A 26,824-nucleotide genomic window follows, 5' to 3' on the forward strand; every position below is an offset into this window, starting at 1 on the left:
ATCTCGCCTACCTTTCCCGGCTGCGTGCCCACCCAGCCCACCACCCGCGAGGCCCTCCGCAAGGCGTTCACCAGCTGGCGCACGGGGGTGGTGGCGCTGCTCGCGTTCCCGTCCGGCCTGCCGCTCGGCATCGTCCTCTACACGGTGCCGTACTGGATGCAGCAGGAGGGGATCGACATCAAGACCATCGGGCTGGTGAGCGCGGCGCAGATCCCGTACGCGTTCAAGTTCGTCTGGTCGCCGATCATCGACCGCTTCGCGCCGGCCTGGGGCCGCAAGCGCGCCTGGATCCTCGTCGGCCAGGCCATGCTGGTCGCGTCGCTGGCCGCGTTCGCGGCGAGCTCGGGCCACCCCACCGTGCCGCTGGTGGCGCTGCTCACGCTGGTGGTGTCGTTCGCCTCCGCCACCCAGGACATCGCCTACGACGCGTACACCGTCGAGGTGCTGCGGCCCGAGGAGCGCGGCGTGGCGGTGGGCGCCCGCAACGCGCTGGCGCGCGCCGGCATGTTCGTGGGCCGGGTGGTGAACACGTTCGGCCCGAAGCTGGGCTGGGCCCCCACGTTCGCCGCCATCGCGGCCAGCTTCCTGCCGTTCGCCGTGGCCACCGTGAAGGCGCCCGAGCCCGACGTCCCGCCGGCGCCGCCGCGCACGCTGCGGCAGGCGATCTGGGAGCCGTTCGTCGGGTTCTTCCGCCACGCGCGCGCGCTCGAGATCGCCGCGTTCCTGTTCCTCTACAAGTTCGCCGACAACCTGGTCACCGCGCTCGTGTCGCCGTTCCTCGGCCAGCTCGGCTTCGACCCGGTGGACATCGGCATCGCGCAGGGGACGATCGGCATCGTCGCCACCATCGCCGGGACGTTCCTGGGCGGCATCCTGTGCACGTCGTGGGGGGTCGGCCGGGCGCTGTGGATCTTCGGCCTGCTCCAGGCGGTCTCGAACCTGGGCTACGTCGCGATCGTGGACGCGGGCGTGAACCGCCCGGTCATGTACGCGGCGGTGGCCTTCGAGGCCGCCACCAGCGGCATGGGCACCGGCGCGTTCGGCGTGCTCCTGCTCCGGCTCACCCAGCGCCGCTTCAGCGCCACGCAGTACGCGCTGTTCTCGAGCATCTTCGCGCTCGGCCGCACCTTCGCCGGGCCGCCTGCGGGCGCGCTGGTGGACGCCATCGGCTGGCGCGACTTCTTCCTGCTCACCGTCCCCTGCGCCATCCCGGGCCTGCTCATGCTGCAGCGGTTCGTGCCCTGGCGCTCGCGCGAGATCCCCGCGGCGCTGGACGAGGCGGCCCCGCCGGCCGCGCACGGCACGCCCGCCACGCTGGGCGGGCTGGCGGCGCGCGGGCTCGCCGGCGCGCTGGCCGGGACGGCGCTCGCGTACCTGGCGTCCGCGCTGCTCGCCGCGCTGAAGGCGATGCGTGGCGGCCAGGCCGGCCTCGACCTCGGCGCCGCGCTGGTCCGGATGTTCCACCCGGTGCGCGCGGTGGACTGGGTGGACGTGGTCGGGCCGCCGGTGGCGGGCGTGGTGATGGGCTTCGCGGTGGCCGCGTACGTGGCGGCGCGGCGCGGGATCCGGGCCGCGTAGCGCCCGCCGCGCCGCCGGGTGGGCTCTCCCCCGCGCGCCGCGCACCTCGCCGCACCGCCGCGTCGGCGCACGCCCATCGCCCCCGGCCGGGCGCGCGCGTGGGCTCGCGAAGGGCTCACCGCGTGCGCGCGCTTTCGCTTAGGATGCCGCCTCGTTCCGTAGGGACCATTCACGATCAGGAGAACATGATGACGTCGGCTCCCCGCCTCACGACCCTCGCCCTCGCCGCGCTGCTCGCGCTGCCGGGCGTCGCGTCCGCGCAGTCCCGGTACTCGTCGCAGCCCTCCATGCGCCTCGGCGGCCTCATCGGCTTCGACTCGGGCGACCTCGACGGCCTCGCCCTCCGCCTCGACGGCGAGATGGACCTCCAGCGCATCTCGCCGAACGTGATGCTGGTCGGCGTCGGCTCGGTCGGCTGGTCGCACCTGTCCGACGACCTGGGCTACGGCTACGACGTGACGAACGACGTGTTCACGATCATGCCGGCGGCCCGCCTGGCGGTCGCGCTCGCGCCGCAGGTCGGCGTCTACGGCGACCTGGGCCTCGGCCTGTACCACGCCTCGCTCGAGGTGGACGTGCCGGATCCGTTCACCGGCCTCCGCCGCACGGTGGACGACTCGGCCACCGGCCTGGCGATGCGCATCGGCGCCGGCGCGTACTTCAACATCGCCCCGAAGGTCCGCCTCGTCGGCGAGATCGCGCTGCACCCGTACTTCGGCGACTACGACGACGACACGTTCACCTTCATGGTGGGCGCGACGTTCGGCCTCTAGCACCCGCGGGGCTCGAGGGCGGCGCGGGCGCGAGGACGTCCACCGTCCCGCGCCGCTCCAGCACCCGCACCGGCCAGAGGCGGAAGTCGCGCAGCGCGCGCTCCGCCTCGGCCTCCTTCCCCCGCACCCGGCAGATCCGCAGCGCCTCGCGCGGCGTCCCCGCCCAGTCCGGCGCCGTCGGGTTGGCGCGGTGCGCGAGCCCGTGCACCGGCGCGTCGAGGCCGCGCGCGTGCGCGACCCAGGCCGCGTGCCAGACGGCCGGCCACACCGACCAGTAGTCGCCGGTGATCAGGCGGCAGCGCGCCGCGAGCACGTCCGCCGTGTAGCGCCCCGCCGCCGCGTCCAGGTCCGCGCGCACGCGCGCGAGCGACGGCGCGCCGGCCACGGCCAGCGCCGCCGCCGGGACCAGCGCCAGCGCCACGGCCCGGGCGAGCGGCCCCTCCCGCAGGGCGCGCGCGACCGGATCGGCCAGCAGCGACACCGCCGCGAGGTGGACCAGCACCGCCGCCGGCGCGAGGTAGCGCCAGTGGTACGCGTTCACCTCGACCCAGCGCAGCACGCCGGCGGCGAGCGCGTACGCGAGCGCGGCGAGGCAGAGCGCGGCCGCGCGGAGCAGCGCCGCCCGCGCGTGCGGCCGCGCCGCGGGCCAGGCGAGCTGCACCAGGACGCCCGCCGCGGCGCAGGCGCCGAGCGCCGCCGGCCACCGCCCGGACGCCTCCCAGGCGCGCCCCAGCAGCGCGGCCCAGGCCCGCGGCCACTCGTGCGGCGGGAGCGTGCCGAGCGGCAGCCGGAGCAGGTTGCCGGTGAGGACCGGGTAGAGCCGGATCATGACCTGGCCCGCCCCGAGCCCGGCGGCGAGCAGCGCCACCTCGGTGGCGAGGCGCAGCCGGAGCGCGGGCCGGCTCGCGCCCTGCGCGAGGTCCACCGCGGCGCGCGCGACCGCCAGCGGGAGGAGCACCAGCCCCACCGCCGCGTTCACCCAGTGCGCGACCAGGCAGAGGGCGAGCCCGGCCGCGATCCGGCCCGGGCCGGGCAGCGCGGGCGCCAGGCGGTCCGGGTCGGGGCGCGGCTCGGCGGCGGCGAGGCCGGCGAGCGCCAGCGCCAGCGAGAGCCCGTAGGGCTGGCTCCAGAGGTACTCGAACAGCCACGGCGCCGGCGCGGCGGCGAGGAGCGCCGCGACCGCGAGCGCGCCGGCGAGCCGCCACCGCGCGCCGAGCGCGTGGCGGGCGAGCAGCACCACCGCCGCGAGGCCCGCCAGGCCCAGCAGCGCGCGCTGCAGGAGCAGGTTCCAGAGCGGATCGCGGACCGGGAGCGCGAGCAGCGGGACCAGCATCCCGTAGCGCTCCTGGTCCCAGTAGAACGGCGTCCAGCGCTGCAGCGCGACCAGCACCGGGACGATCGAGTCGCCGTCCTCCAGCCGGTGCAGGCCCCCGAGGTCGAGCAGCGCCGCCGCGGCGGCGAGCGCCGCGAGGGTGGCGAGCGCGCCCCGCGCCCTGGTGATCGCCCGCGTCACGGCGCCTCCCTCCCGGACGCACGAAGGCCCCGCCGCCGGAGCCGGCGGGCGGGGCCTCGGGACGCCCGGGCCGGGCCTACTTCCGGGCCGCCTGGGCCCGGTCCTTCGCCTCGGCGGCGAGCGCCCGCACCGAGAAGCCCGGCGTCTGGCTGGCCTCGTCGGTCGCGACCGTCGGGAACGGCTTCGCGCGCGCGCGCATCTCCTCGAGCTTGTCGGGCGGGATGGACGGCGAGCCGCGGCGCAGCCAGGGATCGTACTGGTACGACACCGGGGGGCCGCGGAGCAGCCGCTTCTCGTCCCAGATCTGCGCCGAGCGCTCGTAGGACGGCGGCGTGTGCTCGCCGGAGTCCATGCGGATGGCGTCCTTCGGGCAGGCCTCCACGCAGAAGCCGCAGACGATGCAGCGCAGCTCGTCGATCACGAACTTCGCGGGGTACTTCTCGACCGGATCGTCCGGGTACTCGGCCGCCTCGATGTAGATGCACTGCGCCGGGCAGATGGTCGCGCACATGTAGCAGGCGACGCAGCGGGGCTTCCCGTCCTCGCGCGGCACCAGCCGGTGCAGCCCGCGGTAGGCCGGCGCGTAGGGCGCCCGCTCCTCCGGGTACTGCAGCGTGACGTTGTCGGAGTGCCCGAAGCCCCCGCGCTTGCGGGCGAGGATGTCCGGGTTCGCGTCCCGCGAGAAGAACAGGTTCTTCAGGAAGTGCTTCGTGATCGTGCCGATGCCCCGGATGATCTCCGGGAAGTACATCGACTCGCGCAGGTCCGGCGGGCGGTTCTCGAGCTGGTAGGGCATGGCGTCAGTGTCCGGCGGCGGCGTGGGCGGCGCCGTGCCCCGCCGCGGGGGCGGGCGCGCGGCCGACCGCGGCGGTGAGGACGGCGATGACGACGATGGTGAGGATGCCGATCCAGGCCAGCAGCTGGCCGCTCGGATCGAGCAGCAGCGCGCCGCCGGTCACGAAGACGTTCACCAGGGCGGCCGGGAGCAGCAGCTTCCAGCACAGCTTCTGGATCTGGTCGAAGCGGAAGCGCGGCAGCAGCCAGCGGATGGTGAGCTGCAGCCACATCATGACGATCATCTTCGCGATGAACGCCCCGGCGCCCACCGCCGCGAACCAGAACGGCGTCAGGTTCTGGCGCAGCCAGCCCTCGAACAGGATGGGGTGCCAGCCGCCCAGGAACACCGCGGTGATCACGCCCGCGAGCACCACGATCTCGGCGAACTCGGCCAGGAACAGCAGGCCGAACTTCATGCCGGAGTACTCGACGAAGTAGCCGACGATCTCGCTCTCGCCCTCGGGGAGGTCGAACGGCGCGCGCTTGGTCTCGGCGAACGCGCTGGCGAAGAAGATGAGGAAGCCGATGGGCTGCAGCAGCAGGCCGAGCGCCGGCACCGGGCCGAGCACCGGGGTCCCCTGCGCCACCACCATCTCCTCCAGGCGGAGCGTGCGGTAGGCGATCATCGTGCCGACCAGCGAGAGGCCCAGCGAGACCTCGTAGCTGATCATCTGCGACGAGGCGCGGACGCCGCCGAGCAGGGCCAGCTTGTTGTTGGACGCCCAGCCGGCGAGCGCGGTGCCGTACACCTGGAGCGAGGCGATCGCGAACAGGTAGAGCAGGCCGGTGTCGGTGCGCGAGACCTGCAGCGCGATCTGCTCGACCGCGCCCGCGGCGGCGGCGCCCGCCAGGCCCGGGATCTGGTTCAGCTCGATCCCCTGCCCCACCGGGATGATCGCGAACAGCGCGAACACCGGCGCGAACGCCAGCATCGGCGCGAGCTCGTAGAGCACCCGGGTGCGCCCGGTGGTCTCGATGCGCTCCTTGGTGAGCATCTTGAGCGCGTCGGCGGCGAGGAACGGGATGCCGCCCAGCGCCGAGCCGAACACCTTGATGCGGTTCGCGCCGATGCGGTTCTGGATGAGCGCCGACCACTTGCGCTCGGCCACCGTCAGCAGCGACGAGCTGATCATCAGCACGACGAGCAGCAGCGTGACGACGTTCGCCACCGAGGCGCCGTAGTACACGGCCGCGCGGGAGACGCCCGGCGACCCGCTGATCCAGCCGGTCAGCGCGTTGAAGCCCCAGCCCAGCCACCCGGCTGCCAGGTAGAACCCGGCCGACAGCAGCACCAGGCCGGCCAGCGTCGCCGCGATGACGAGGAGCATTCCGAAGAATCGGTTCACCGGCTCTCCCTCCTACGACGTGCGCGACATCGCGCGGCGGTAATCCTCGGTGGTCTCGGACGGCACGCGGTCGCGGTTGCCCGGCAGGCGGCCGTCCACGGTCCCGGCGGCGAGCGGCACGATCCCGAGCCGACTGCCGGTGGACGGCAGCGAGTCCCAGGCGAAGTCGCCCAGGGCGCTCCCGAGCTGCGGCCCCAGGGCCGCGAACACCTCGCGGCCGCTCGCGAAGGCGAGCGGCAGCCCCAGCGCCGCCCCGAGCTCGGCGGCGAGCGCCCAGTGCGGCCGCGACTCGCCCTTCGGGAAGTACGCCATCTCGAAGCGCTGCGCCCGCCCCTCGAAGTTGACGAACGTGCCGTCCATCTCCGAGTGCGGCGAGGCGGGCAGGAGCACGGCGGCGTGCTGCGCGAGCGCCGCGTCGCCGTACGACTGCGCCACGATCTCCAGCGCGCCGAGCTTCTCGGCGGCCTTCGCGTCGGGCACCTCGGTGCCGACCGCCCAGAGCCCCTTCACCTTGCCGGCGCCGGCCGCGGCCACCAGGTCCGCGAACGGCCGGACCGCGAGGCCGTACGCCGCCGCGGCGAGCTCCAGGCCCTTGCGGTTGGGGTTCTCGTCGGCGCGCTTCAGGAAGTCGTCCTGCCAGCCGTCGGCGCGGCCGCCGGCGTAGACCTCGCCGACCTTGAGCCCCTCCTTCGCGACCTTGCAGGCCACCAGGAGGTCCTCGAGCGACGCGACCGGCGACAGCAGCACCGCGAGCGAGCCCGCCGCGACGTGCGGCAGCAGCACCTCCGCGGCGCGCCGCGGCGCGACCTTGCGGGGGAGCGGCTGCGCGTTCGCGCCCCGGCCCTCGCGCGCCACCAGCACGCGGCCGGCGTTCAGGTACTTGTAGGACGTGCGCCCGTCGTCGCACATCCACTCCTCGTTCACGGCGTCGTTCTCGCGCGGGCGATACCGGTAGGTGACGTCGTTCAGGTAGTCGAGGAACGTGTTGCAGCCGCGCGCGCAGCCGGTGCAGACGGAGCGGGCCGAGCTCATGAACCACACGCGGCCGCGGAACCGGAAGTCGGTCGAGGTGAGCGCGCCGACCGGGCAGATGTCCACCACGTTGCCGGCGTACTTGTCGTCGAGCGGCTGGCCGGGGAACGTGGTGATGAAGCTCTCGTTGCCGCGCTGGGCGACGCCGAGCTGCGGGTTCTCGGCCACCTCGCGCATGAAGCGGACGCAGCGCGTGCACAGGATGCAGCGCTCCTGATCCAGCGTCACGGTGGGCCCGAGCTCGACGCGCTTGCCCTTCATGACCTTCGGCACGTCCAGCCGCGAGGGCTGCCGGTCGTAGGCCATGTAGTAGTCCTGCAGCTTGCACTCGCCGGCCTGGTCGCAGATGGAGCAGTCGACCGGGTGGTTGAGCAGCAGGAACTCGAGCGTGGCGCGCTGCTGGTCCTTCACGCGCGGCGTGTCGGTCTTCACCGTCACGCCCTCGGCCACCGGCATCTGGCAGGCCGGCATGAGCTTGCCGCCGGGCGCGTTCGACATCTCCACCAGGCACATCCGGCAGTTGGCCGCGATGCTGAGGCGCTTGTGGTAGCAGTAGTACGGGATGTCGATCCCGACCGCCTTGGCCGCCTCGATGACGGTCGTGCCGGGCTTCACCACGACTTCCTTCCCGTCCACGATCGCGGTGACGAAGCCGGGGTTCTTCGGCGGCGGCGGCGCCGGGGGGCCGGGCGGCTTGGGCGGCGCGGCGTCGGGCTTCTTCTCTTCAGCCATCGGAGGCTCCTGGTTCCCGGGCGAGGCTACTGCTCCACCTCGCCGCCGATCATGTTGATGCTGTCGAAGGTGGGGATGAGGTCGGACAGCAGCGAACCCTTGGTCATCACCGGCAGGGCGGCCAGCATCGGCCAGCCCGGCGCGCGCAGGCCGAGCTTGTAGGGGCGGCCCCCGCCGTCGGAGACGACGTAGAAGCCCAGCTCGCCGTTGGCGGCCTCGGTGTAGCTGTACACCTCGCCGGCCGGGACCTTGATCCCCTCCATCACCAGCTTGAAGTGCGCCATCACGCCCTCGATGGTGCCGTACACGAGCGGCTTGGGCGGCAGGGCGTAGCGGAAGTCCTGCACGATGATCTCGCCGGGCGCCATCTGCTCGAAGCACTGGCGGATGATCTTGTCCGACTGCCGCATCTCCTCCATGCGCATGAGGTAGCGGTCGAAGTTGTCGCCGTTCGAGCCCACCGGGATGTCGAAGTCGAGCCGGTCGTAGACCAGGTACGGCGCCGCCTTGCGGATGTCGTACGGCTCGCCGGAGGCGCGCAGGCACGGGCCGGTGAAGCCCAGCTCGAGCGCGTCCTCGCGCGACACCTTGCCGGTGTTCAGGCAGCGGTCGATGAAGATGCGGTTGCGGTTGAGGAGCTGGCCGATCTCCTCGCGGATCGCGACCACGCGGTCCAGCACCTTCAGCGTCTTCTCCTGCCAGCCCTCGGGCATGTCGCGGGCCACGCCGCCGATGCGCGCGTAGTTCGAGGTGAGCCGCGCGCCGCACAGCTCGGCGAGGCGGTCCCAGAGCAGGTCGCGGGCCTCGATGCCGTACAGGAACACGGTCATCGCGCCGAGCTCCATCGCCATGGCGCCCACCAGCGTGAGGTGGTCGCAGATGCGGTGGATCTCGCTGGTGATGACGCGCAGGTACCGGGCGCGCTCGGGGATCTCGAGCTTGGCGAGCTTCTCGACCGCCAGCGCGAACCCCACGTTGTTCATGATGGAGCTGACGTAGTTGAGCCGGTCGGTGTACGGGAACACCTGGCCCCAGGTCACGTTCTCGCAGCTCTTCTCGAAGCCGCGGTGGAGGAAGCCGATGTCCAGCTTCATCTCCTCGATGATCTCGCCGTTCAGCTCCACCACGGCGCGGGTCACCCCGTGCATGGCCGGGTGCGACGGGCCGAGGTTGATGACCATGTGCTTCGAGGGCATCGGCGCGTACAGCTCGCCGTCGCCCGCCCGGGACACCGTCCCCATGGGCGGCCGCTCGCCGGCGCCGGCGCTGCCCGGCGTCGCCCGCGGATCGATGCCTCCGACTCCCTTCGCCTCGCTCATCTCGTCCTCCGCGCGCCCGGTCCTTCCGGAGGGGCGCCCGCCGCCACCGCGCGAGAGCGCGGCCCGGCGGCGTGGAAAGAAACGCTAGTCGCGCGACGCGGGCCCGGGCCCGCGGAAGATGTCGTGCACCTCGCGCTCGACCACCAGCGGCTGGCGACCGCGCAGCGGATAGTCCTTGCGGAGCGGGTGCCCCTCGAACTCGTCGTACATGAGCAGCCGGCGCATGTCCGGGTGCCCGGAGAACGGGATGCCGTACATGTCCCAGCAGTAGCGCTCGAACCAGTCGGCGCCGCGCCACAGGCCGGTCACCGACGGCACGACGCCCTCCGGCCCCTCGGGCACCTTCACCCGCAGGCGGACGCGCTTGTTGTGCACGGTCGAGAGCAGGTTGTAGACGACCTCGAAGCGCGGCGTGGCCCCGAGGTAGTCCACCGCCGTGATGTACGGCGCCATGTTGAAGGCGAGCGACGGCTCCTCCTTCAGGAAGCGGCACACGTCTACGATCCGGCTCCGCTCCACGAACGCGCAGTCGTCGCCGCCGACGCCCTCGTACGGGGCGTGGACGGCATCCGGGAAGCGCTCGACGAGCGCGGCGATCACGGCCTTGGACATGAGGGTCCTCGCGCCTACCGGCCGGGGCCGCCCGCGATCACCGGGAGCGGCTTGCGGTCGATGAGCTTGTGCGACTGGTTCTGGATCTTCTTCTGGAGCAGCATGATGCCGTCGAGCACCTGCTCCGGCCGCGGCGGGCAGCCCGGCACGTAGACGTCCACCGGGATGATGCGGTCGATGCCCTGCACCGTCGCGTAGTTGTCGTAGAAGCCGCCGGAGCTGGCGCAGACGCCGAACGCCATCACCCACTTCGGATCGGCCATCTGCTCGTAGATGCGCTGGAGGATGGGCGCCTGCTTGCAGTTCACCGTGCCGACGACCATCAGCAGGTCGGCCTGGCGCGGCGAGAACCGCGGCATGGCCGCGCCGAAGCGGTCCGAGTCGTACCGCGCCGAGGCCATGGTCATGTACTCCATGCCACAGCAGGCGGTGACGAACGGATAGGTGAACAGCGAGTACTTTCGCGCCCAGCCGAGGCTCTTCGAGACGAGGCCCTGGAGGAACCCCTCCGCCTCTTCCCGGCGCGTGGCGATGACGGGCAGCCCGTCGAGCTCCGATGCCATGTGCGGTCGCTCCTCTCTAATCCGCCCAGTCGAGGACGCCCTTCTTCCAGACGTAGACGAGGCCCGCGACCAGGGTGAACACGAAGATCCCCATGGAGATGAACCCGGGCCAGCCGAGGCCGGGGTAGCCCTGGCCGTCGGGCAGCAGCAGCACGGCCCACGGGTAGAGGAAGATCGCCTCGATGTCGAACACGATGAAGAGCAGCGCCACGACGTAGAACTTCACGCCGAACCGCTCGCGCGCGGAGCCGATCGGCTCCGATCCGCACTCGAACGGGGTCTGCTTCACCAGGCTGGGTCTGCGCGGTCCGAGCACGTTGGCCAGGCCGAGCATCGTGAAGGCGAGAACGACCGCCACCAGCAGGACTACGCCGATCGGGAAGTAGATCTGCAGGGGTGTCAGCATAGGTGGGTACTGGTCGGGGTGGGGAGCCCGTTAAGTGCCCGCCCCAATGGCCTTTGTCAACGGGTTTCCACCCCTTGACATCAGGTTCCCCTTCTGTAGACTCCGCCCGCCTGTTTCCCTAGATTTGCCGACAGGATAGGTCCACAAAGGGTCGCCAGCCATGGGCTTCGATTTCGGTACCGTACTCGTCTTCGCGGTGGTCGCCGTCGGGTTCGCGCTCGGTGGAATTGCGGCATCCCGCGCACTGGGTCCGAAGTGGCCCAACCCCGAGAAGGCATCCATCTACGAGTGCGGCGAGCGCCCCGTCGGGGTTGCGTGGTTCAACTTCAACCCGCGCTTCTACCTCGTCGCCCTGGTCTTCCTCGTCTTCGAGGTGGACATCGCCCTGACCTTCCCCGTCGTGGCCGTCTTCAAGGGCTGGGTGGCCCAGGGTCCGGGCATGGCCTGGGTGGCCTTCTTCGAGCTGCTGGTCTTCACCGGCATCCTGGTGGTCGGGCTGGCCTGGGCCTGGGCGCACGGCGACCTCGAGTGGATCAAGACGCTGGGCGCGCCGAGCGAGGAGGCGCCTGCCCGGGCCGAGCCGCGCCGCGCCGCCTGACGGAACAAGTCGGGCTGCACGAGCGGTTCATCGACTGATCGCGGTCAAACGCAGGACGCGCAAGGCAGGAGGCGGTTCGCACATGGCGGCACGCATGGACCCGGGGATCGGCGGCGAGGTCACGCTGCTCCACACGAGCCAGCTGGACAACCTCATCAACCTCGCGCGCGCGAGCTCGCTCTACTACCTGACGTTCGGCCTCGCCTGCTGCGGCATCGAGCTGATGCAGACCGGCGGCCCGCGCGCCGACCTGATGCGCTTCGGCGCGATCCCCCGCGCCTCCCCGCGCCAGGCCGACTTCATGATCGTGGCCGGCACGCTCACCTACAAGATGGCCGAGCGCGCCCGCCTGCTCTACGACCAGATGCCCGAGCCGAAGTACGTCATCTCCATGGGCTCCTGCTCGAACTGCGGCGGCCTGTTCCAGCTCGGCTACTCGGTCTGCAAGGGCGTCGACAAGGTCATCCCGGTGGACGTCTACGTCCCGGGCTGCCCGCCGCGCCCCGAGGCGCTCACCGAAGGCCTCCTCCGGCTCCAGGAGATCGTCCGGAGCGAGCCCTGGTCCACCAAGCGTCGCCCGGCGGCGCAGGCGGAGGGTGCCTAGCGCCTTCCCGGCTGCCCACTCGCATCTCGCTGACCGGCTGTTTCAGGACGGGGCGGGGCGGAACGCTCGGATGGGGCGTACCGCTTCGCCCTGTACCGTAGAAGAGGGACGAATGACGACTCATGAAATCCACGAGCGGCTGAAGGCGCGGTTCGGAGACGACGTCGGCCCGCTGTCCGAGCCGAAGATCGACGCGTTCTGCGTGGTGAAGGCGGAGCGGATCGTCGAGGTCTCCCGCTTCCTCGCCGCCGAGCCCGCACTCGAGATGGACTTTCTCGAGGACCTCACCGCGGTGGACTGGCCGAAGCGGAACGTGATCGAGGTCGTCTACCACCTGCTCTCGTACCGCCACCGCCACTCGATCGTGCTGAAGGTCGAGGCGGACCGCGCCGCGCCGGTGGTCCCGACCGTCGAGGGCGTCTGGAAGACCGCGAACTGGTTCGAGCGCGAGGTCTACGACCTGTTCGGCGTGACGTTCACCGGCCACCCCGACCTGCGCCGCCTGATGCTGCCCGACGACTGGGTGGGCCACCCGCTGCGCAAGGACTACCAGGAGGCGGGCGGCTGGCACGGCATCTCCAACGTCCGCGAGAACCCGCTCGTCGAGCTGAAGCGGCTCGACGACCAGCGCCGCGCCGAGGCCGCCGCGAAGGCGGCGCCGCCCGCCGCGCCCGACGCCGCCGCGGCCGCCCCCAAGGCGTAGGGAGACGACATGGAAAAGCTCATCCTCCGCCGCGTGGACCGCCAGAACGAGGAGATGATCCTCAACTTCGGCCCGCAGCACCCGTCCACCCACGGCGTCATCAACTTCCTGGTGGAGACCGACGGCGAGGTGCTGAAGCGCGCCACGCCGGACGTCGGCTACCTGCACCGCTCGATCGAGAAGATCGGCGAGCTGGTCGGCTACCCCGGCTTCATGCCGTACACCGACCGCGTGGACTACGTGGCGGCGATGTTCGCCAACGAGGGCTACGCGATCGCGGTCGAGCGGCTGCTCAAGATCGAGGTGCCGCAGCGGGCCCAGTGGCTGCGCGCCATCTCCTGCGAGCTGTGCCGCATCGCCTCCCACCTCGTCTCGGTGGGCACGATGGTCATGGACATCGGCGCGTTCACCCCGATGCTCCACGGCATCCGCGAGCGGGAGACCATCAACGACCTGCTCGAGGCGCTCTGCGGCGCGCGGCTGACCTACAACTACCACCGCATCGGCGGCGTCGCGTTCGACCTGCCGGAGGGCTGGCGGGACAAGGTCCTCCACTTCCTCGACCACTTCGACAAGTTCCTGGCCGAGTTCGACCGGCTGATCTCGTTCAACGAGATCTACGTGAAGCGCCTGGCGAACGTGGCGGTGATCCCGGGCCCGATGGCGATCAACTACGGCCTGGTCGGCCCGAACCTGCGCGGCTCCGGCGTGGACTGGGACGTGCGGCGCGACCTCCCCTACGGCGCCTACCCGAACTTCAAGTTCGACGTGCCGGTGGGCAAGGGCTTCTTCGGCACCGCCGGCGACTCGTTCGACCGGTACTACGTGCGCTGCCTGGAGATGGCCGAGTCCTCGAAGATCGTCCGCCAGGCGCTCGACTCGCTGCCGGAGGGCGAGATCACCGCCAAGGTGCCGCGCAACATCAAGCCGGAGGCGGGCGAGGCGCTCGGGCGCGTCGAGAGCGCCCGCGGCGAGCTGGCCTACTACGTGATCTCCGACGGCACCAACAAGGCGTACCGGGTGCGCGCCCGCACCGGCTCGTTCACCGCCATGTGCATCATCGAGGACATCTCGCGCGGCCTGATGGTCGCCGACCTGGTGGCCCTCATCTCGTCGCTCGACGTCGTCGCCCCGGAGATCGATCGATGAACGCCCCCGCCATCAAGAACCAGGACCTGAGCAAGGGGCCGGGCCGGACGGCCCGCGGCGTCGTGCTCGCGACGCTCGCGGTCGGCTTCGGCCTGCCCACCGTCCTGCTCGCCGCGGTGCTGGTGCTCTCGCCGCTCTCCAAGCCCGCCATGCTCGCCGCGGCGCTCCGCGCCGCCGGGGTGGACGTCTCCGGCTGGTCGCAGACCGGCCAGTACGCGCTCTGGCTGGTGGCGATGGCGGTGCTGGCGCTGATCCTCGTGTCGTTCGGCGCGGTCATCTCCGGCATGACGGTGTGGTGGGAGATGCGGGTCAGCGCCCGCATGCAGAGCCGCATCGGCTACAACCGCGTGGGCGCGGCCGGCTTCTTCCAGTGGATCGCCGACGCGGTGAAGCTCCTCCTCAAGGAGGACCTCATCCCCGCCGACGCCGACCGGCTCCTGTTCCGCGCGGCCCCGTACTTCGTGCTGGTGGGCTTCGCGCTGGTGTTCGTCGCCCTGCCCTTCGGCGAGAGCCTGATCGCCGCCGACCTGAACGTCGGCATCTTCTACATCACCGCGGTCACCGCGCTGGTGGTGGTCGGCATCCTGGTGGCGGGCTGGTCCTCCAACTCCAAGTGGGCGCTGTTCGGCGGCATGCGGTCCGCCGCGCAGGTGATCTCCTACGAGATCCCGGCCGGCCTGGCGGTGATGGTGCCGGTGCTGATGTCCGGCACGCTCTCGATGCAGGGCATCATCCGCTCGCAGGGCGCCTGGCCGTGGGAGTGGCACGCGCTCACCAACCCGTTCGCGATGGTCGCGTTCGCGATCTTCTTCGTGGCGCAGCTCGCCGAGGGCAACCGCACCCCGTTCGACCTCCCCGAGGCCGAGTCGGAGCTGGTGGCCGGCTACCTCTCCGAGTACTCCGCCTTCCGCTTCGCGCTCTTCTTCCTGGTGGAGTTCGGCAACCTCTGGGTGATGTCGGCGATCAGCGTGACGCTGTTCTTCGGCGGCTGGCAGGTGCCGTTCGCCGGCCCCGAGGTGTTCGCGGCGGCGCGCGGCGCCGGCGACCTCCCCGGCCTGGCCTGGTGGGGCCTGCAGCTCGCCTCGATGCTGGTCTTCGTCGCGAAGACGCTGGTGCTCCTCAACGTGGTGGTGTGGGTGCGCTGGACGCTCCCCCGCATCCGCGTGGACCAGATGATGAGCCTCTGCTGGAAGTACCTGGTCCCGTTCGCCTTCGTCTGCTTCGTCGCCACGCTGCTCTGGCAGATCCTGGTGGCGCGCGTCCCGGCCACCGCGCCGGTGGTGGGCGGCCTGATGCTCGTCGCGGCGATCGTGGCGGGCTTCTCCTTCCTCCGCCTGACGCGGCGGAACATCTCCGCGGTCGGCGACCGCGTCGACTTCACCAACTGGTAAGGGGACCGGAACGATGCCTCAGACCGTCCGCGCGTACACCGGCGCCATCCGGGACACGGTGAAGTCCTTCTGGCACGGCCTCTCGATCACGCTCTCGTACCTCGCCCGCCGGCCGACCACGGTCCAGTACCCGGACCGCACGCCCATGCCGGTGCGCGACATGCTCCCGCCGCGCTACCGCGGGTTCCTCGAGGTGGACTCGGGCATCTGCACCGGGTGCCAGGCCTGTGAGCGCGCCTGCCCGATCGGCTGCATCCAGATCTCGCTCGAGAAGGACGCGGCCAACCCGAAGCAGCGCGTCGTCACCCAGTTCGACATCGACGAGGCGAAGTGCATGTTCTGCGGCCTGTGCGTCGAGCCCTGCCCCACCGGCTCGATCCAGCACACCCGCGAGTTCGAGGGCACGCACAAGCACATCCGGAACCTGGTGTTCCGCTGGGCCGACCCGATGAACCCGTTCCCGGTCTACAAGGTGGACAAGAACGCGGAGTACTACCCGCGCGTCCCGCTGGGCTCGCTGGTGCGCCAGCGCCTCGAGACCATGGCCTGGGACCGGTCGGCGCCGCAGTTCCTGCCGCCCGAGCCGCCCAAGCCGGCCGAGGCGAAGCCCGCCGCGAAGGCGGCCCCGGCCGCGAAGCCCGCGGCGGCCGCTCCCGCTGCGCCCGCCGCTGCGGCCCCCGCCGCCGCGCCCGCGCCGGCCAAGCCCGCCGCCGCCCCTGCTCCCGCGGCCGCCGCCGCCCCCGCCGCGCCGGCCGCCGAGGCGCCGGCCGCGCCCGCGGCCCCCGCCGCCAACCCCGAGTCCAAGTGAGGCCGCCGATGGAATCCAAGGGAGGAAAGCTCACCACCTGGGCGGTCGCCACCGTCGCGGTGATCGCCTTCGTCGGCTACATGACCACCCAGGTGATCCGCCCCGCCGCGCTGGCCACGCCGCGCCCGGAGGCGGCCGGCCTGGGCCTGCCGGACGTGCTGTTCTACGCGCTCGCGGTCCTCACCGTGGCCGGGGCCGCCGGCGTCGCGCTCTCGCGCAACATCCTCTACAGCACGTTCGGCCTGCTGGTGGCGCTGCTCGGCGCCGGCTCGCTGTACGTGCTGCTCTCGGCGGACTTCGTCGCCGTCACCCAGCTGCTCATCTACATCGGCGGCGTGCTGGTGCTGATCCTGTTCGCGGTGATGCTCACCAACCGCATCACCGACATCAACGTCTCCAACACCAGCTTCGGCCTGTTCGGCGGGTTCCTGCTGTTCGTGGCCGGCGCGCCGGTGCTGCTGGCGGTCGCGCTGCTCACCCCGTGGCAGGCGGGGGCCGCCGCGCCGCTCGCGCCCACCACGCAGGCGATCGGCGACGCGTTCCTCTCGCGGTGGCTGCTGCCGTTCGAGGTGGCGTCGCTGGTGCTGCTCTCGACGCTCGTCGGGGCCATCGTCATCGCGCGCAAGGAGATCAAGGCCGACTGACCGGCCGGAGAACGCCATGCAGATCTCGCTCTCGCACTTCCTCGTCGTCGGCGCCCTGCTGTTCGCCTTCGGCATCGTGACCGTGGCCACCCGGCGCAACGCGGTCGGCGTCCTGATGGGCGTCGAGCTCATCCTGAACGGCGCCAACGTGAACTTCGTCGCCTTCAACCACTACTCGGGCGGCGGCGTCACCGGGCAGGTCTTCGCCCTGTTCGTCATCGTCCTGGCGGCGGCGGAGGCGGCGGTGGGCCTCGCCATCGTCCTGGCCATCTTCCAGACGTTCAAGACCATCGACGTCCGCGCCGCGGACCTGATGCGGGAGTAGCCGATGCACGAGACCGCTCACGAGCTCGGCCGGATCGCCGTCACGAACGTCGGCTACCTCTGGCTCATCCCGCTGTTCCCGCTCATCGGCGCGACCGTCAACGCGCTGATCGGCTGGAAGCTGCAGCAGCTGTTCGGGAGGAAGATCGTCCACCGCATCGCGGTGGCCGCGATGCTGGCGGCCTTCGGGGTGGCGCTGGTCGCGTTCGCCCAGATGCTGCGGCTCCCCTCCGAGGAGCGCTTCCTCCAGGACACGCTCTGGAACCTGATGACCGCCGGCCGCATGACGGTGGACTTCGGGTTCGCGCTCGACCCGCTCTCGATGATGATGGTGCTGGTCATCACCGGGATCGGCTCGCTCATCCACGTCTTCTCCATCGGGTACATGCACGACGAGCCGTCGTACTGGCGGTTCTTCAGCTACCTGAACCTGTTCGTCTTCGCGATGTTGCTCCTGGTGATGGGCGACAACTTCGCGGTGATGTTCTTCGGGTGGGAGGGCGTGGGCCTCGCCTCGTACCTGCTCATCGCCTTCTGGTACACGGACCCCGAGAAGGCGAAGGCCGGCATGAAGGCCTTCGTGGCGAACCGCTTCGGCGACTTCGGCTTCCTGGCCGGCCTGTTCCTGCTGTTCTGGGCCCTGGGCGGCGCATGGACGCCGCGGACCGGCAGCGGGCTGCGGAACAACGACTACCAGCCGCTCGCCGAGCTGAACGCCACCGCCGGCGCCGCCACCGCCGCGCAGTCGCAGGCGCTCGCCCCGAGCGTCCACGACGTGAAGGTCGGCCCCACCATGAACTTCCGCGAGCTGCGGGATCAGGTGGTGATCGAGTCCACCGGCGTGAAGGAGCACCTGGCCGGCTCGAGCATCTGGGGCGTCTCGCTCCTGACGCTCGTCTGCGTCCTCCTGTTCGTCGGCGCGATGGGCAAGAGCGCCCAGATCCCGCTCTACGTCTGGCTCCCGGACGCGATGGCGGGCCCGACGCCGGTCTCCGCCCTCATCCACGCCGCCACCATGGTGACGGCCGGCGTGTACATGGTGGCGCGCCTCAACTTCCTGTTCGCGCTCTCGGCGAGCGCGATGGGCTGGGTGGCGCTCATCGGCGCCGCGACCGCGATCTTCGCCGCGTCGATCGGCTTCTTCCAGTACGACATCAAGAAGGTCCTCGCCTACTCCACCGTCTCCCAGCTCGGCTTCATGTTCATCGGGGTCGGCGTGGGCGCGTACTGGGCCGGCGCGTACCACCTGCTCACGCACGCGTTCTTCAAGGCCACGCTGTTCCTCGGCTCCGGCTCGGTGATCCTCGGCTGCCACCACGAGCAGGACATGCGGAAGATGGGCGGGCTGAAGAAGCACATGCCCATCACGCGCTGGACCTACCTCGCGGCGTGCTGGGCCATCGCCGGCTTCCCGTGGATGAACGGCTTCTACTCGAAGGACGAGATCCTCTACAAGGCGTTCACCAGCGGGCACCTGGCGCTGTTCGGCGTGCCCACCCCGTGGCTCGGGCCGGCCATCTTCGTGGTCGGCATCATCGCGGCGACCGGCACCAGCTTCTACATGTTCCGGTCGTACTACATGACGTTCACCGGCGAGTACCGCGGGAACGCCGGGCACCACGACGAGCACAACGAGGACCCGCACTCCGCCGGCGCCGCCGCCATGTCGCACCTGGCCGTCGCGGTCCACGCCTCGGACGGCGCGGTCCACGCCGACGGCCACGCGCACGGCCACGCCGCCCCGGCCCACGGCCACGCGGTCCACGCCCCGGCCGCCGCCGCGGCGACCGCCCACGCGCCGGCGCACGACGACCACGGCCACCACGGCGGCACGCCGCACGAGTCGCCCTGGACCGTCACGCTGGTCCTCTCGCTGCTCGCGCTCGGCTCCTTCTTCACGCTGTTCCTGGGCATCCCCATGGCCTGGACCGGCAAGGCGCCCATCCTCGAGCACTGGCTCGCCCCGGCGCTCACCGCGCAGGAGGGCGTGCCGTTCCAGCACCTGTCGCACTCCACCGAGTACATGTTCCAGGCGATCGGCGTGCTGGCCGGCGCGGTCGGCTGGTTCTTCGCGATGCTGCTGTTCAAGGACGCGCGGAGCGAGGTCCCGGCGCGGCTGCGCGAGAAGTTCCTGGGCGTCTGGACGGTCGTCTACAACAAGTACTACGTGGACGAGCTGTACGCGGTCGCCGTCCTGAAGCCGTCGATGAAGGTCGCGCAGGCCGCGTCCTGGTTCGACTCGAACGTGATCGACCGCCTGGTGCTCCTGGCCGGCACGGTCACCCGCGTGGTCGCCAACATCGACGGCGCCATCGACAAGTACCTCGTGGACGGCGCGGTGAACGCCGTCGCCAGCGTCACCCAGGAGTGCGGCCGGTACCTCCGCTCGCTCCAGACCGGCAAGGTCCAGACCTACCTGTACGGCGCGCTCGGGGGCGCGCTGGTGGTGGTCCTGCTCAACTTCCTCATCTCGTAGCAACCGGGAGAGCGCGTCATGTTCACGCCAGGAAACGTCCTCAGCTGGGCCACCTTCTTCCCGGTCATCGGGTCGGCGCTCATCGTCGTCCTGCTGGCCGCGAAGTTCTTCCTCCGCCTCGACAAGAAGCTCGTCGACGACGGCTCCCGCTGGATCGCGCTCGTGACGAGCGCGCTCTCCTTCGCGGCCGCCATCGCCGCGTGGCGCATGTACGACCCGTCGGCCACGGGCGTGCAGCTGGTCCAGCACTTCACCTGGATCCGCGCCTTCAACATCGAGTTCTACTTCGGGGTGGACGGCATCTCGATCTCGATGGTGCTGCTGTCCGGCCTCATCTCCTTCATCGCCACCATCGCGTCGATGCCGTGGTGGTCGGGGAAGAAGGACGCCGAGATGGCCGGCATGGTGGACGACGGCCACGAAGACCCGCACCACCCCAAGCACTTCTCGGTGCGGATGGTGCCGGGCTACATGGCCATGCTGCTGCTGCTGCAGACCGGCATGATGGGCACCTTCGTCGCCCTCGACATGTTCCTGTTCTACGTGTTCTGGGAGATCATGCTCCTGCCGATGTACTTCCTCATCGGCATCTGGGGCGGGCCGCGCAAGGAGTACGCGGCGATCAAGTTCTTCCTCTACACCCTCGCCGGCTCCGTGCTGATGCTCCTCGCGATCATCGGCATCTACTACAACAGCGCGCCCGCGCAGCTCGCCGACGGCTCCTGGTCGAGCGGCCACACCTTCAACCTGATCGAGCTCGCCAAGCAGGGCGCGGCCGGCCAGTTCCGCAACGCCGCCCCGATCCTCGGCTTCTCCTTCGCCAAGATCGTCTTCATCGGCCTGTTCATCGGGTTCGCCATCAAGATCCCGATGTTCCCCTTCCACACCTGGTTGCCCGACGCCCACGTCGAGGCGCCCACGCCCATCTCCGTCATCCTGGCCGGCGTGCTCCTGAAGATGGGCATCTACGGCATCCTGCGCTTCAACTACGGGATCCTCCCCGACGCGACCGCCTGGGCGGCCGGCGCCATCGCGGTGTTCGGCGTCATCAACATCATCTACGCGGCGTTCGTCTGCCTCGCGCAGAAGGACCTGAAGAAGCTCATCGCGTACTCCTCCGTCTCGCACATGGGCTTCTCGCTGCTCGGCATGGCGGCGATGACGCCGCAGGGCATCTCGGGCGCGGTGCTGAACCTCTTCACCCACGGCATCATCAGCCCGATGCTGTTCCTCATCGTGGGCGTGATCTACGACCGCGCCCACCACCGCGAGATCGAGAAGTTCGGCGGCCTGGCGCAGGAGCTGCCCGAGTACAGCGCCATCATGGGCCTCGCGTTCTTCGCCTCCCTGGGCCTGCCCGGCCTGGCCGGCTTCATCTCCGAGTTCACGGTGTTCTCGGGCGCGTTCCCGGTGTTCACCACCTACACGATCATCTCGGCCACCAGCGTCGTCCTGACCGCCGCGTACTACCTGTGGGCGATCCACCGGATGTTCCTGGGCAAGCTGAACCCGGTCTACAAGGGCTACCCGGACCTGAACTGGCGCGAGCGCATGTCGCTGTACCCGCTCGCCGTCATCTGCATCTACCTGGGCTTCTACCCGCAGGCGATCCTGGGCGTCATCAACCCGGCCCTGCACGCCCTCATCCAGAACATCAAGCCGCTGTAGGCCCGAGGGGCGACGCATGACGGACCTCATCCCACTGGTCGAAGAGAACCTGCGCTCCACCGCGTGGTTCCGCCCCGAGGCGGCCCTCACGGTGGGCGCGCTGGTCCTCTTCGTGCTGGACATCGCCTGGAAGAAGCGCGCGGCCCGCGTGGCCTGGCTGAGCGCGGCCTCGCTGGTGGTGTTCGCGGCGGCGGCGGCCCTGCTCGCGCAGCAGCCCGCCGACGCGCAGGCGCTCTTCAACGGCATGCTCGCGAACGACGCGTTCGCGATCTTCTTCAAGTGGCTGTTCCTGGGCGCCGGCGCGCTGACCGTGCTCATCACCGCGCAGGGCAAGGACTTCGACGCCTCGCGGGTGGGCCAGTTCTACGGCCTGCTCACCGCCATCGTGCTCGGCCTGTTCATGATGGCGAGCGCGACCGACCTGCTCATGATGTACATGTCGATCGAGCTCGTCTCGATCGTGAGCTACGTGCTCGCCGGCTTCCGCCGCGCGGACCGCAAGGCCGCCGAGGGCTCGCTGAAGTACGTCATCTACGGCGGCGTGGCCTCGGGCGTAATGCTGTTCGGCATGAGCTACCTGTACGGCCTCACCGGCACGACCAGCCTGCTCGAGCTCGGGCCGCGCATCGCGGCCATCCAGGCGTCGGGCCTGTCGCTCGCGGCCACCCGCCTCGCGCTGGTGGTGGGCGCGGTGTTCGTCGCCGCGGGCCTCGCGTACAAGATCGCCGCGGTCCCGTTCCACATGTGGTGCCCGGACGTGTACGAGGGCGCGCCCACCCCGTTCACCGCGTTCCTCTCGGTGGGCCCGAAGGCGGCCGGCTTCGCGCTGGCGCTCCGGTTCTTCCTGTCCGCGTTCAGCGGCCCGGCCTCCCCGACCACCGGCCTGGCCGAGGCGCTGGGCGGGATCCCCTGGCCGGCGGTGATCGGCGTCATCTCCGCGGTCACCATGACGCTCGGCAACCTGAGCGCGCTGCAGCAGACGAACCTGAAGCGCCTGCTGGCGTACTCGTCGATCGCGCACGCCGGCTACATGCTGATGGGCCTCTCGGCGGTCTCGGCGATGGGCGTGCAGTCGGTGATGATCTACATGCTCGTCTACCTGGTGATGAACCTGGGCGCGTTCCTGGTCGTCATCTGGGTGGCGGAGTCCACCGGCTCCGAGTCGATCCTCGACTACCGGGGCCTGTCGAAGCGGGCGCCGGTCGCGGCCGTCGCGTTCGCGATCTTCCTGTTCTCGCTCACCGGCATCCCGCCGTTCGCCGGGTTCGCGGGCAAGTGGTACCTGTTCTACGCCGTGTTCGAGCGCGTCCCCGGCCCGGGCGGCAACTGGTACGCGCTGCTCGCGATCATCGCGGCGCTCAACACCGCGGTGTCGCTCTTCTACTACCTGCGGATCGTCCGGGCGATGTTCATCGACGTGCCGTTCGCCGAGCCGAAGCCCATGGCGGCGAAGCCCGGCTACCAGCTCATGCTGGGCGCGTTCTCGGTCCTGATCCTGATCTTCGGCGTCTGGTGGTCGCCGATGATCGAGTGGACGCGCGCGTCGCTCACGCTGTTCCGGGGCTAGCGGGAACCCTCCCCCCGCAGCCCTCCCCGGGCCCGGCCAGCGCCCCCGCTGGTCGGGCTCATTTACTACGAGGGCTGCGCCCTCGCCCCGCCGCCCTGAGCTCGCCGAAGGGCGTCGGGGCCCCACTCCTGCTGCGCGGGGCCCGTGACCGCTCGCGCCCGCTTGCGCGGGCACGCGAGCGGTCCCCGCGGGGAGGGGTTGCACCCCTCCCCAGCCTGCGGCTGGGGCCCCTCCCTGCTGCCCGCGTTCGCTGCGCCCTCGCCCCGCCGCCCTGAGCTCGCCGAAGGGCGTCGGGGCCCCTCCCTGCTGGTGGCGTGAGTCGCTGCGCTGGTGGCTTGAGTCGGCTGCGCCTCGCGTGGCTGCGAGGGTGCTACGGCCTTCGCGCCTCGAGGCGCTGCAGCTCGTGCTCGGGCATGCTCACGTCGCCGAGGTGGCGGTCGGGCGCGACGGCCTCGCCGTGGAAGTCGGAGCCGGCGGTGGGCACGAGGTCCAGCGCCTCGGCGATGCGCAGGTACTTCTCGCGCACCGAGGGGTTGTGATCCACGTGGTAGACCTCCAGCCCCTCCACGCCCGCCTGGCGGAGGCGCTCGAGATCCCAGCGCTCCAGCTTCGAGACGCCGGGGTGCGCGACCGTGGTGGTGCCGCCGGCGGCCCGCACCAGGCGGACGGCCTCGTCGGCCTCGAGGCGGTAGCGCTGCACGTAGGCCGGCTTCCCCTCTCCGAGGTAGGCGTCGAAGGCCTCCTTCACGGTGGCCACCGCGCCCAGCTCGACCAGCGCGCGCGCGACATGGGGGCGGCCGATGGTCTTGCCGCCGCTCCACTTCTCGATGTCCTCGACCTGGAGGCGCAGGCCCAGCGCGCCGAGCTTCTCGACGATCCGCTGCATGCGCTCGCGCCGGCGCAGCGCCAGGAAGTCCTCGAACGCGCGCAGGCGCGGGTGCGCCGGGTCCACGAAGTGGCCGAGCAGGTGGATCTCGCGGCGCTCCAGGAACGCCGAGAGCTCGATGCCCGGCACCAGCCGCAGCCCGAGCCGCGCGGCCGCCGCCGCCGCGTCGTCCATCCCCGCCACGGTGTCGTGGTCGCAGAGCGCCCACACGCCCACGCCCGCCGCGCTCGCCCGCTCGGCTACCTCGCCGGCGGGATACTGGCCGTCAGACGCCTTGCTGTGGGAATGCAGGTCTATCTTTCCGTTGACGCCCTGCCCGGCAGCCGGCTCACCCATGAATTGTGCACCTCGAACGTGATAGGATAGCCGTCTCTCCAGGTCGGCGCGCGCCCGGAAGGGAGAGGGGCCGGCGCGCGGAAAGGCGAGCGTTCATGCAGCACGTACTCCGGATCTCACGGAAGATCGACTACGGCCTGAGGGCCATGATCTATCTCGCGTCGATCCCGCAGGATTCCGTGGTCCCGTTCCGCGAGATCGCCCGGCAGATGGACGTGCCGGAGGACTTCCTCGCCAAGATCCTGAAGACCCTGGTGGACACCGGCCTGGTCCGCTCCACCCGCGGCCCGCACGGCGGCTACGCGCTGGCGCGGATGCCGGTGGACATCAGCTTCCTCGACGTGATCGAGTCGGTGGAGGGGCCGGTCGCCCTCAACGTCTGCCTCGACGGCGAGGACGCCTGCGGCCACTCCACGGCGTGCACCATGGTGTCGGTGTGGCGCCTGGGGCAGGAGCGGATGCTCGACGTCTACCGGCAGGCCAAGCTCTCCGAGCTCGCCTTCAAGCCGGCGGACGACGGCCAGATCGGCCTGGTGCAGCTCCAGATCCAGTCGTCCGCGCGACCGGTCATCTGACGGGGCTGCGCCCCGCCCCACGGAGCGGAGCTCCGTGGGGCCCCCACCCTGCTGCGCGGGGCCCGTGACCTCGCGCGCTCGCGCGAGGGTCCCCGCGGGCGCGCCTGACGGCGCGCGGTCAGGGCCGCGATCGACTGGTTCCGGGCTGCGCCCCGCCCCTCCGCGTTAGACTCCCGCCATGACCTTCGATCCCTCCGCCGCCGCGCAGCCCGGCTCCGGCGTGTTCGGCCTCCCCCACTCCGAGCGCGACGCGGGCGTGGTGCTCGTCCCGGTGCCGTTCGAGGCCACCACCTCCTACGGCGGCGGCACCTCGCGCGGCCCGGAGGCGATCCTCGACGCGAGCCGGCAGGTGGACCTGTTCGACGTGGAGACCGGCCGCCCGTACGAGGCCGGCATCCACATGCTCCCGGTGCCGGAGGAGATCGCGCGGCTCGACCGCGAGGCGCGCGCGGCCGCCGAGCCGGTGATCGCCGCCGGTGGCCTGGTGCCCGGCCGGCAGGACCTGGCGCGGGCGGCCGCCGAGGTGGACGAGGCCTGCGGGCGCGTGAACGCCTGGGTGGAGGACCGCGTCGCCGGGCTGCTCGCCCGCGGCAAGACCGTCGGCCTGGTGGGCGGCGACCACTCCACCGCGCTCGGCGCCATCGCCGCGCACGCGCGGCGCCACCCGGGCATGGGCCTCCTGCACGTGGACGCCCACGCCGACCTGCGCGTCGCGTTCGAGGGGTTCACGTACAGCCACGCCTCGGTGATCTACAACGCCGCCGAGCGGCTCCCGGAGCTGTCCCGGATCGTGCAGGTCGGCCTGCGCGACCTCTCCGAGGAGGAGCACGCCTACGCGGCGGCGTCGGGCGGCCGGATCGTGCAGCACCACGACGCCGCGCTTTCCCGCGCGCGCTTCGAGGGCGAGCCCTGGGCGGCGCAGGTCGGGCGCATCGTCGAGCCGCTGCCGCGCGAGGTGTACGTCACCTTCGACGTGGACGGGCTCGATCCCACGCTCTGCCCGCACACCGGCACGCCGGTGCCGGGCGGCCTCTCGTTCCAGGAGGCCGCGTACCTCGTCGGCGCGGTGGTGCGGAGCGGCCGGCGCATCGTCGGCTTCGACGTGGTCGAGGTCTCGCCCGGCCCCGAGGGCGGCGACTGGGACGGCAACGTGGGCGCCCGCCTGCTCTACAAGCTGATCGGCTGGGCGCTGGCCGGGCGCTGAGCGGCGCCGCGTCCCGGCGCGCGCCCGGCGCGTCGTTGCCGCGCCGCGGCCCGGCCATACCGTTCAGGGTGTGAAGCCGCCGCTCCGCCTCGACGAGCCGCTCCCCGTCCTCACCCCCCGCGAGATCCACGCGCGGCTCTCGCAGTACGTCATCGGCCAGGAGCCCGCGAAGCGCGCGCTGGCGGTGGCGGCGTACAGCCACGTGAAGCGCGTGGCGCTGCGCCGCGCCAGCCGCGAGGTGGCGCTGCAGAAGTCGAACGTGCTGCTCATCGGCCCGACCGGCTGCGGCAAGACCCACCTCGCGCGCCACCTGGCCCGCGTGCTCGAGGTCCCGTTCCACGTCGCCGACGCCACCGAGTTCACCGAGGCCGGCTACTACGGCAAGGACGTGGAGACGATGATCGGCGAGCTGCTGCTGCGCGCGAGCCACTCCATCGAGGAGGCGCAGCGCGGCATCGTGTTCGTGGACGAGGTGGACAAGATCGCGCGCCGCTCGCAGCCGGCCCGCGGCGGCGCCGGCCAGCGCGACATCGGCGGCGAGGGCGTGCAGCAGGCGCTCCTGAAGCTGCTGGAGGGGCGCGAGGTGCACGTGCCGCTCGGCCTGGGCGGGCCGCAGTGGGCGCGGCGCGACACCGTTCCGGTGGACACCACCGACATCCTGTTCGTCTGCGCCGGGACCTTCTCCGACCTGTTCTCCTACGGCGGCGACGGCCGCTCGCTGGGCTTCGGGGCGGCGCGGCCGGGGGCGGCGGCGCCGCGCCGGCGGATCCGGCCGCGCGACCTGGTGGAGTACGGGATGCTGGCCGAGTTCCTGGGCCGGCTGCCGGTGGTGGTGCAGCTCGACGAGCTCGGGCCCGAGGCGCTGCTGGAGGTGCTCACCGGCCCGCCGGACGCGGTGCTCCGCCAGATGCGCGCGCTGCTCGCGGCGGACGGCGTGGAGCTGGACGTCACCGACGGCGCGCTGCGCGAGCTGGTCGCGTTCGCGCGCGAGCGCGGGGCGGGCGCGCGCGGGCTCCGCGCGGTGGTGGAGGAGGTGCTCGCCGAGCTGCTCTTCGAGGCCCCGGAGCGGAGCGGCACGCGCGTGCTGCTCGACGCGCCCTGGGTCCGCGCGCGCCTCGAGGCGATCGGGCCGGGGATCGTGGCGGCGGACGGGCCGGAGCGGCTCGCCGGCGGCTGAGCG

25 protein-coding genes are annotated in these 26,824 nt (G+C 71.5%); 16 read left to right on the plus strand and 9 right to left on the minus strand.

The window, feature by feature from the left end:
• Positions 1-24: 24 nt before the first annotated feature.
• Positions 25-1,578, plus strand: a complete 1,554-nt coding sequence (locus ADEH_RS13245) for an AmpG family muropeptide MFS transporter (protein WP_011421613.1) — start codon at positions 25-27, stop codon at positions 1,576-1,578.
• Positions 1,579-1,766: 188 nt separating this feature from the next.
• On the plus strand, positions 1,767-2,351 hold the full coding sequence (locus ADEH_RS13250; protein WP_011421614.1) for a porin family protein: 585 nt from the start codon (positions 1,767-1,769) through the stop codon (positions 2,349-2,351).
• Here ADEH_RS13250 and ADEH_RS13255 read toward each other — a convergent pair.
• The 8 genes from ADEH_RS13255 to ADEH_RS13290 form a co-directional block, all read right to left on the minus strand.
• Positions 2,323-3,864 (minus strand): hypothetical protein, encoded by a 1,542-nt coding sequence (locus tag ADEH_RS13255; protein ID WP_011421615.1) that lies wholly within the window; start codon positions 3,862-3,864, stop codon positions 2,323-2,325. The genes ADEH_RS13250 and ADEH_RS13255 overlap by 29 nt on opposite strands.
• 76 nt (positions 3,865-3,940) lie before the next feature.
• Positions 3,941-4,660, minus strand: a complete 720-nt coding sequence (locus ADEH_RS13260) for a NuoI/complex I 23 kDa subunit family protein (RefSeq protein ID WP_011421616.1) — start codon at positions 4,658-4,660, stop codon at positions 3,941-3,943.
• A gap of 4 nt (positions 4,661-4,664) precedes the next feature.
• Positions 4,665-6,047: a complex I subunit 1/NuoH family protein gene (locus ADEH_RS13265; RefSeq protein ID WP_011421617.1), complete on the minus strand. Its 1,383-nt coding sequence runs from the start codon at positions 6,045-6,047 to the stop codon at positions 4,665-4,667.
• 12 nt (positions 6,048-6,059) lie between these two features.
• Positions 6,060-7,811, minus strand: coding sequence for a 2Fe-2S iron-sulfur cluster-binding protein (locus tag ADEH_RS13270; protein WP_011421618.1), 1,752 nt, complete (start codon positions 7,809-7,811; stop codon positions 6,060-6,062).
• A gap of 26 nt (positions 7,812-7,837) precedes the next feature.
• A complete protein-coding gene (locus ADEH_RS13275; RefSeq protein ID WP_041453534.1) occupies positions 7,838-9,130 on the minus strand; it encodes an NADH-quinone oxidoreductase subunit D in 1,293 nt (430 codons plus the stop codon).
• An 84-nt stretch (positions 9,131-9,214) separates the two neighbouring features.
• Positions 9,215-9,742: an NADH-quinone oxidoreductase subunit C gene (locus tag ADEH_RS13280; protein WP_011421620.1), complete on the minus strand. Its 528-nt coding sequence runs from the start codon at positions 9,740-9,742 to the stop codon at positions 9,215-9,217.
• 14 nt (positions 9,743-9,756) lie between these two features.
• Entirely contained in the window at positions 9,757-10,305 is a 549-nt protein-coding gene (locus tag ADEH_RS13285) for an NADH-quinone oxidoreductase subunit B (protein WP_011421621.1), read from the minus strand.
• A 16-nt stretch (positions 10,306-10,321) separates the two neighbouring features.
• Positions 10,322-10,711 carry an NADH-quinone oxidoreductase subunit A gene (locus ADEH_RS13290; protein WP_011421622.1) on the minus strand — a complete coding sequence of 130 codons (390 nt, stop codon included), beginning with the start codon at positions 10,709-10,711 and terminating at the stop codon, positions 10,322-10,324.
• Between the two features lie 160 nt (positions 10,712-10,871).
• On the opposite strand from ADEH_RS13290, the gene ADEH_RS13295 reads away from it, so the two are divergent.
• The 11 genes from ADEH_RS13295 (at position 10,872) to ADEH_RS13345 (ending at position 22,643) form a co-directional block, all read left to right on the plus strand.
• Positions 10,872-11,309 (plus strand): NADH-quinone oxidoreductase subunit A, encoded by a 438-nt coding sequence (locus ADEH_RS13295; protein WP_011421623.1) that lies wholly within the window; start codon positions 10,872-10,874, stop codon positions 11,307-11,309.
• Positions 11,310-11,391: 82 nt separating this feature from the next.
• The gene (locus ADEH_RS13300) at positions 11,392-11,913 is read left to right on the plus strand and encodes an NADH-quinone oxidoreductase subunit B (protein ID WP_011421624.1); all 522 of its coding nucleotides are present in this window, start codon (positions 11,392-11,394) and stop codon (positions 11,911-11,913) included.
• Between the two features lie 112 nt (positions 11,914-12,025).
• Positions 12,026-12,616 carry an NADH-quinone oxidoreductase subunit C gene (locus ADEH_RS13305; protein ID WP_011421625.1) on the plus strand — a complete coding sequence of 197 codons (591 nt, stop codon included), beginning with the start codon at positions 12,026-12,028 and terminating at the stop codon, positions 12,614-12,616.
• 9 nt (positions 12,617-12,625) lie between these two features.
• Complete coding sequence (locus ADEH_RS13310; protein ID WP_011421626.1) at positions 12,626-13,765, plus strand: NADH-quinone oxidoreductase subunit D; 1,140 nt, start codon at positions 12,626-12,628, stop codon at positions 13,763-13,765.
• Entirely contained in the window at positions 13,762-15,156 is a 1,395-nt protein-coding gene (locus tag ADEH_RS13315; protein WP_011421627.1) for a complex I subunit 1/NuoH family protein, read from the plus strand. The genes ADEH_RS13310 and ADEH_RS13315 overlap by 4 nt, the downstream gene beginning before the upstream one ends.
• Before the next feature lie 13 nt (positions 15,157-15,169).
• Positions 15,170-15,964, plus strand: a complete 795-nt coding sequence (locus ADEH_RS13320) for a 4Fe-4S binding protein (RefSeq protein ID WP_011421628.1) — start codon at positions 15,170-15,172, stop codon at positions 15,962-15,964.
• 8 nt (positions 15,965-15,972) lie between these two features.
• Entirely contained in the window at positions 15,973-16,608 is a 636-nt protein-coding gene (locus tag ADEH_RS13325) for an NADH-quinone oxidoreductase subunit J family protein (protein ID WP_011421629.1), read from the plus strand.
• A 16-nt stretch (positions 16,609-16,624) separates the two neighbouring features.
• Positions 16,625-16,933: an NADH-quinone oxidoreductase subunit NuoK gene (gene nuoK / locus ADEH_RS13330; protein WP_011421630.1), complete on the plus strand. Its 309-nt coding sequence runs from the start codon at positions 16,625-16,627 to the stop codon at positions 16,931-16,933.
• Positions 16,934-16,936: 3 nt separating this feature from the next.
• Complete coding sequence (locus tag ADEH_RS13335; protein WP_011421631.1) at positions 16,937-19,408, plus strand: proton-conducting transporter membrane subunit; 2,472 nt, start codon at positions 16,937-16,939, stop codon at positions 19,406-19,408.
• Between the two features lie 18 nt (positions 19,409-19,426).
• Positions 19,427-21,076 carry a complex I subunit 4 family protein gene (locus ADEH_RS13340; RefSeq protein ID WP_011421632.1) on the plus strand — a complete coding sequence of 550 codons (1,650 nt, stop codon included), beginning with the start codon at positions 19,427-19,429 and terminating at the stop codon, positions 21,074-21,076.
• A 16-nt stretch (positions 21,077-21,092) separates the two neighbouring features.
• Positions 21,093-22,643: an NADH-quinone oxidoreductase subunit N gene (locus ADEH_RS13345; protein ID WP_011421633.1), complete on the plus strand. Its 1,551-nt coding sequence runs from the start codon at positions 21,093-21,095 to the stop codon at positions 22,641-22,643.
• Between the two features lie 370 nt (positions 22,644-23,013).
• Here ADEH_RS13345 and ADEH_RS13350 read toward each other — a convergent pair whose 3' ends face one another.
• Positions 23,014-23,865 (minus strand): PHP domain-containing protein, encoded by an 852-nt coding sequence (locus ADEH_RS13350; RefSeq protein WP_011421634.1) that lies wholly within the window; start codon positions 23,863-23,865, stop codon positions 23,014-23,016.
• A gap of 95 nt (positions 23,866-23,960) precedes the next feature.
• Here ADEH_RS13350 and ADEH_RS13355 point away from each other — a divergent pair, with 95 nt between their 5' ends.
• From ADEH_RS13355 to clpX, 3 genes are all read left to right on the plus strand, one after another.
• The gene (locus ADEH_RS13355; RefSeq protein WP_011421635.1) at positions 23,961-24,440 is read left to right on the plus strand and encodes an RrF2 family transcriptional regulator; all 480 of its coding nucleotides are present in this window, start codon (positions 23,961-23,963) and stop codon (positions 24,438-24,440) included.
• Between the two features lie 178 nt (positions 24,441-24,618).
• Positions 24,619-25,644, plus strand: coding sequence for an agmatinase family protein (locus tag ADEH_RS13360; RefSeq protein WP_011421636.1), 1,026 nt, complete (start codon positions 24,619-24,621; stop codon positions 25,642-25,644).
• 70 nt (positions 25,645-25,714) lie between these two features.
• Complete coding sequence (clpX, locus tag ADEH_RS13365) at positions 25,715-26,821, plus strand: ATP-dependent Clp protease ATP-binding subunit ClpX (protein WP_011421637.1); 1,107 nt, start codon at positions 25,715-25,717, stop codon at positions 26,819-26,821.
• Positions 26,822-26,824: the final 3 nt, after the last annotated feature.

This window comes from Anaeromyxobacter dehalogenans 2CP-C (assembly GCF_000013385.1).
GTDB lineage: Bacteria > Myxococcota > Myxococcia > Myxococcales > Anaeromyxobacteraceae > Anaeromyxobacter > Anaeromyxobacter dehalogenans_B.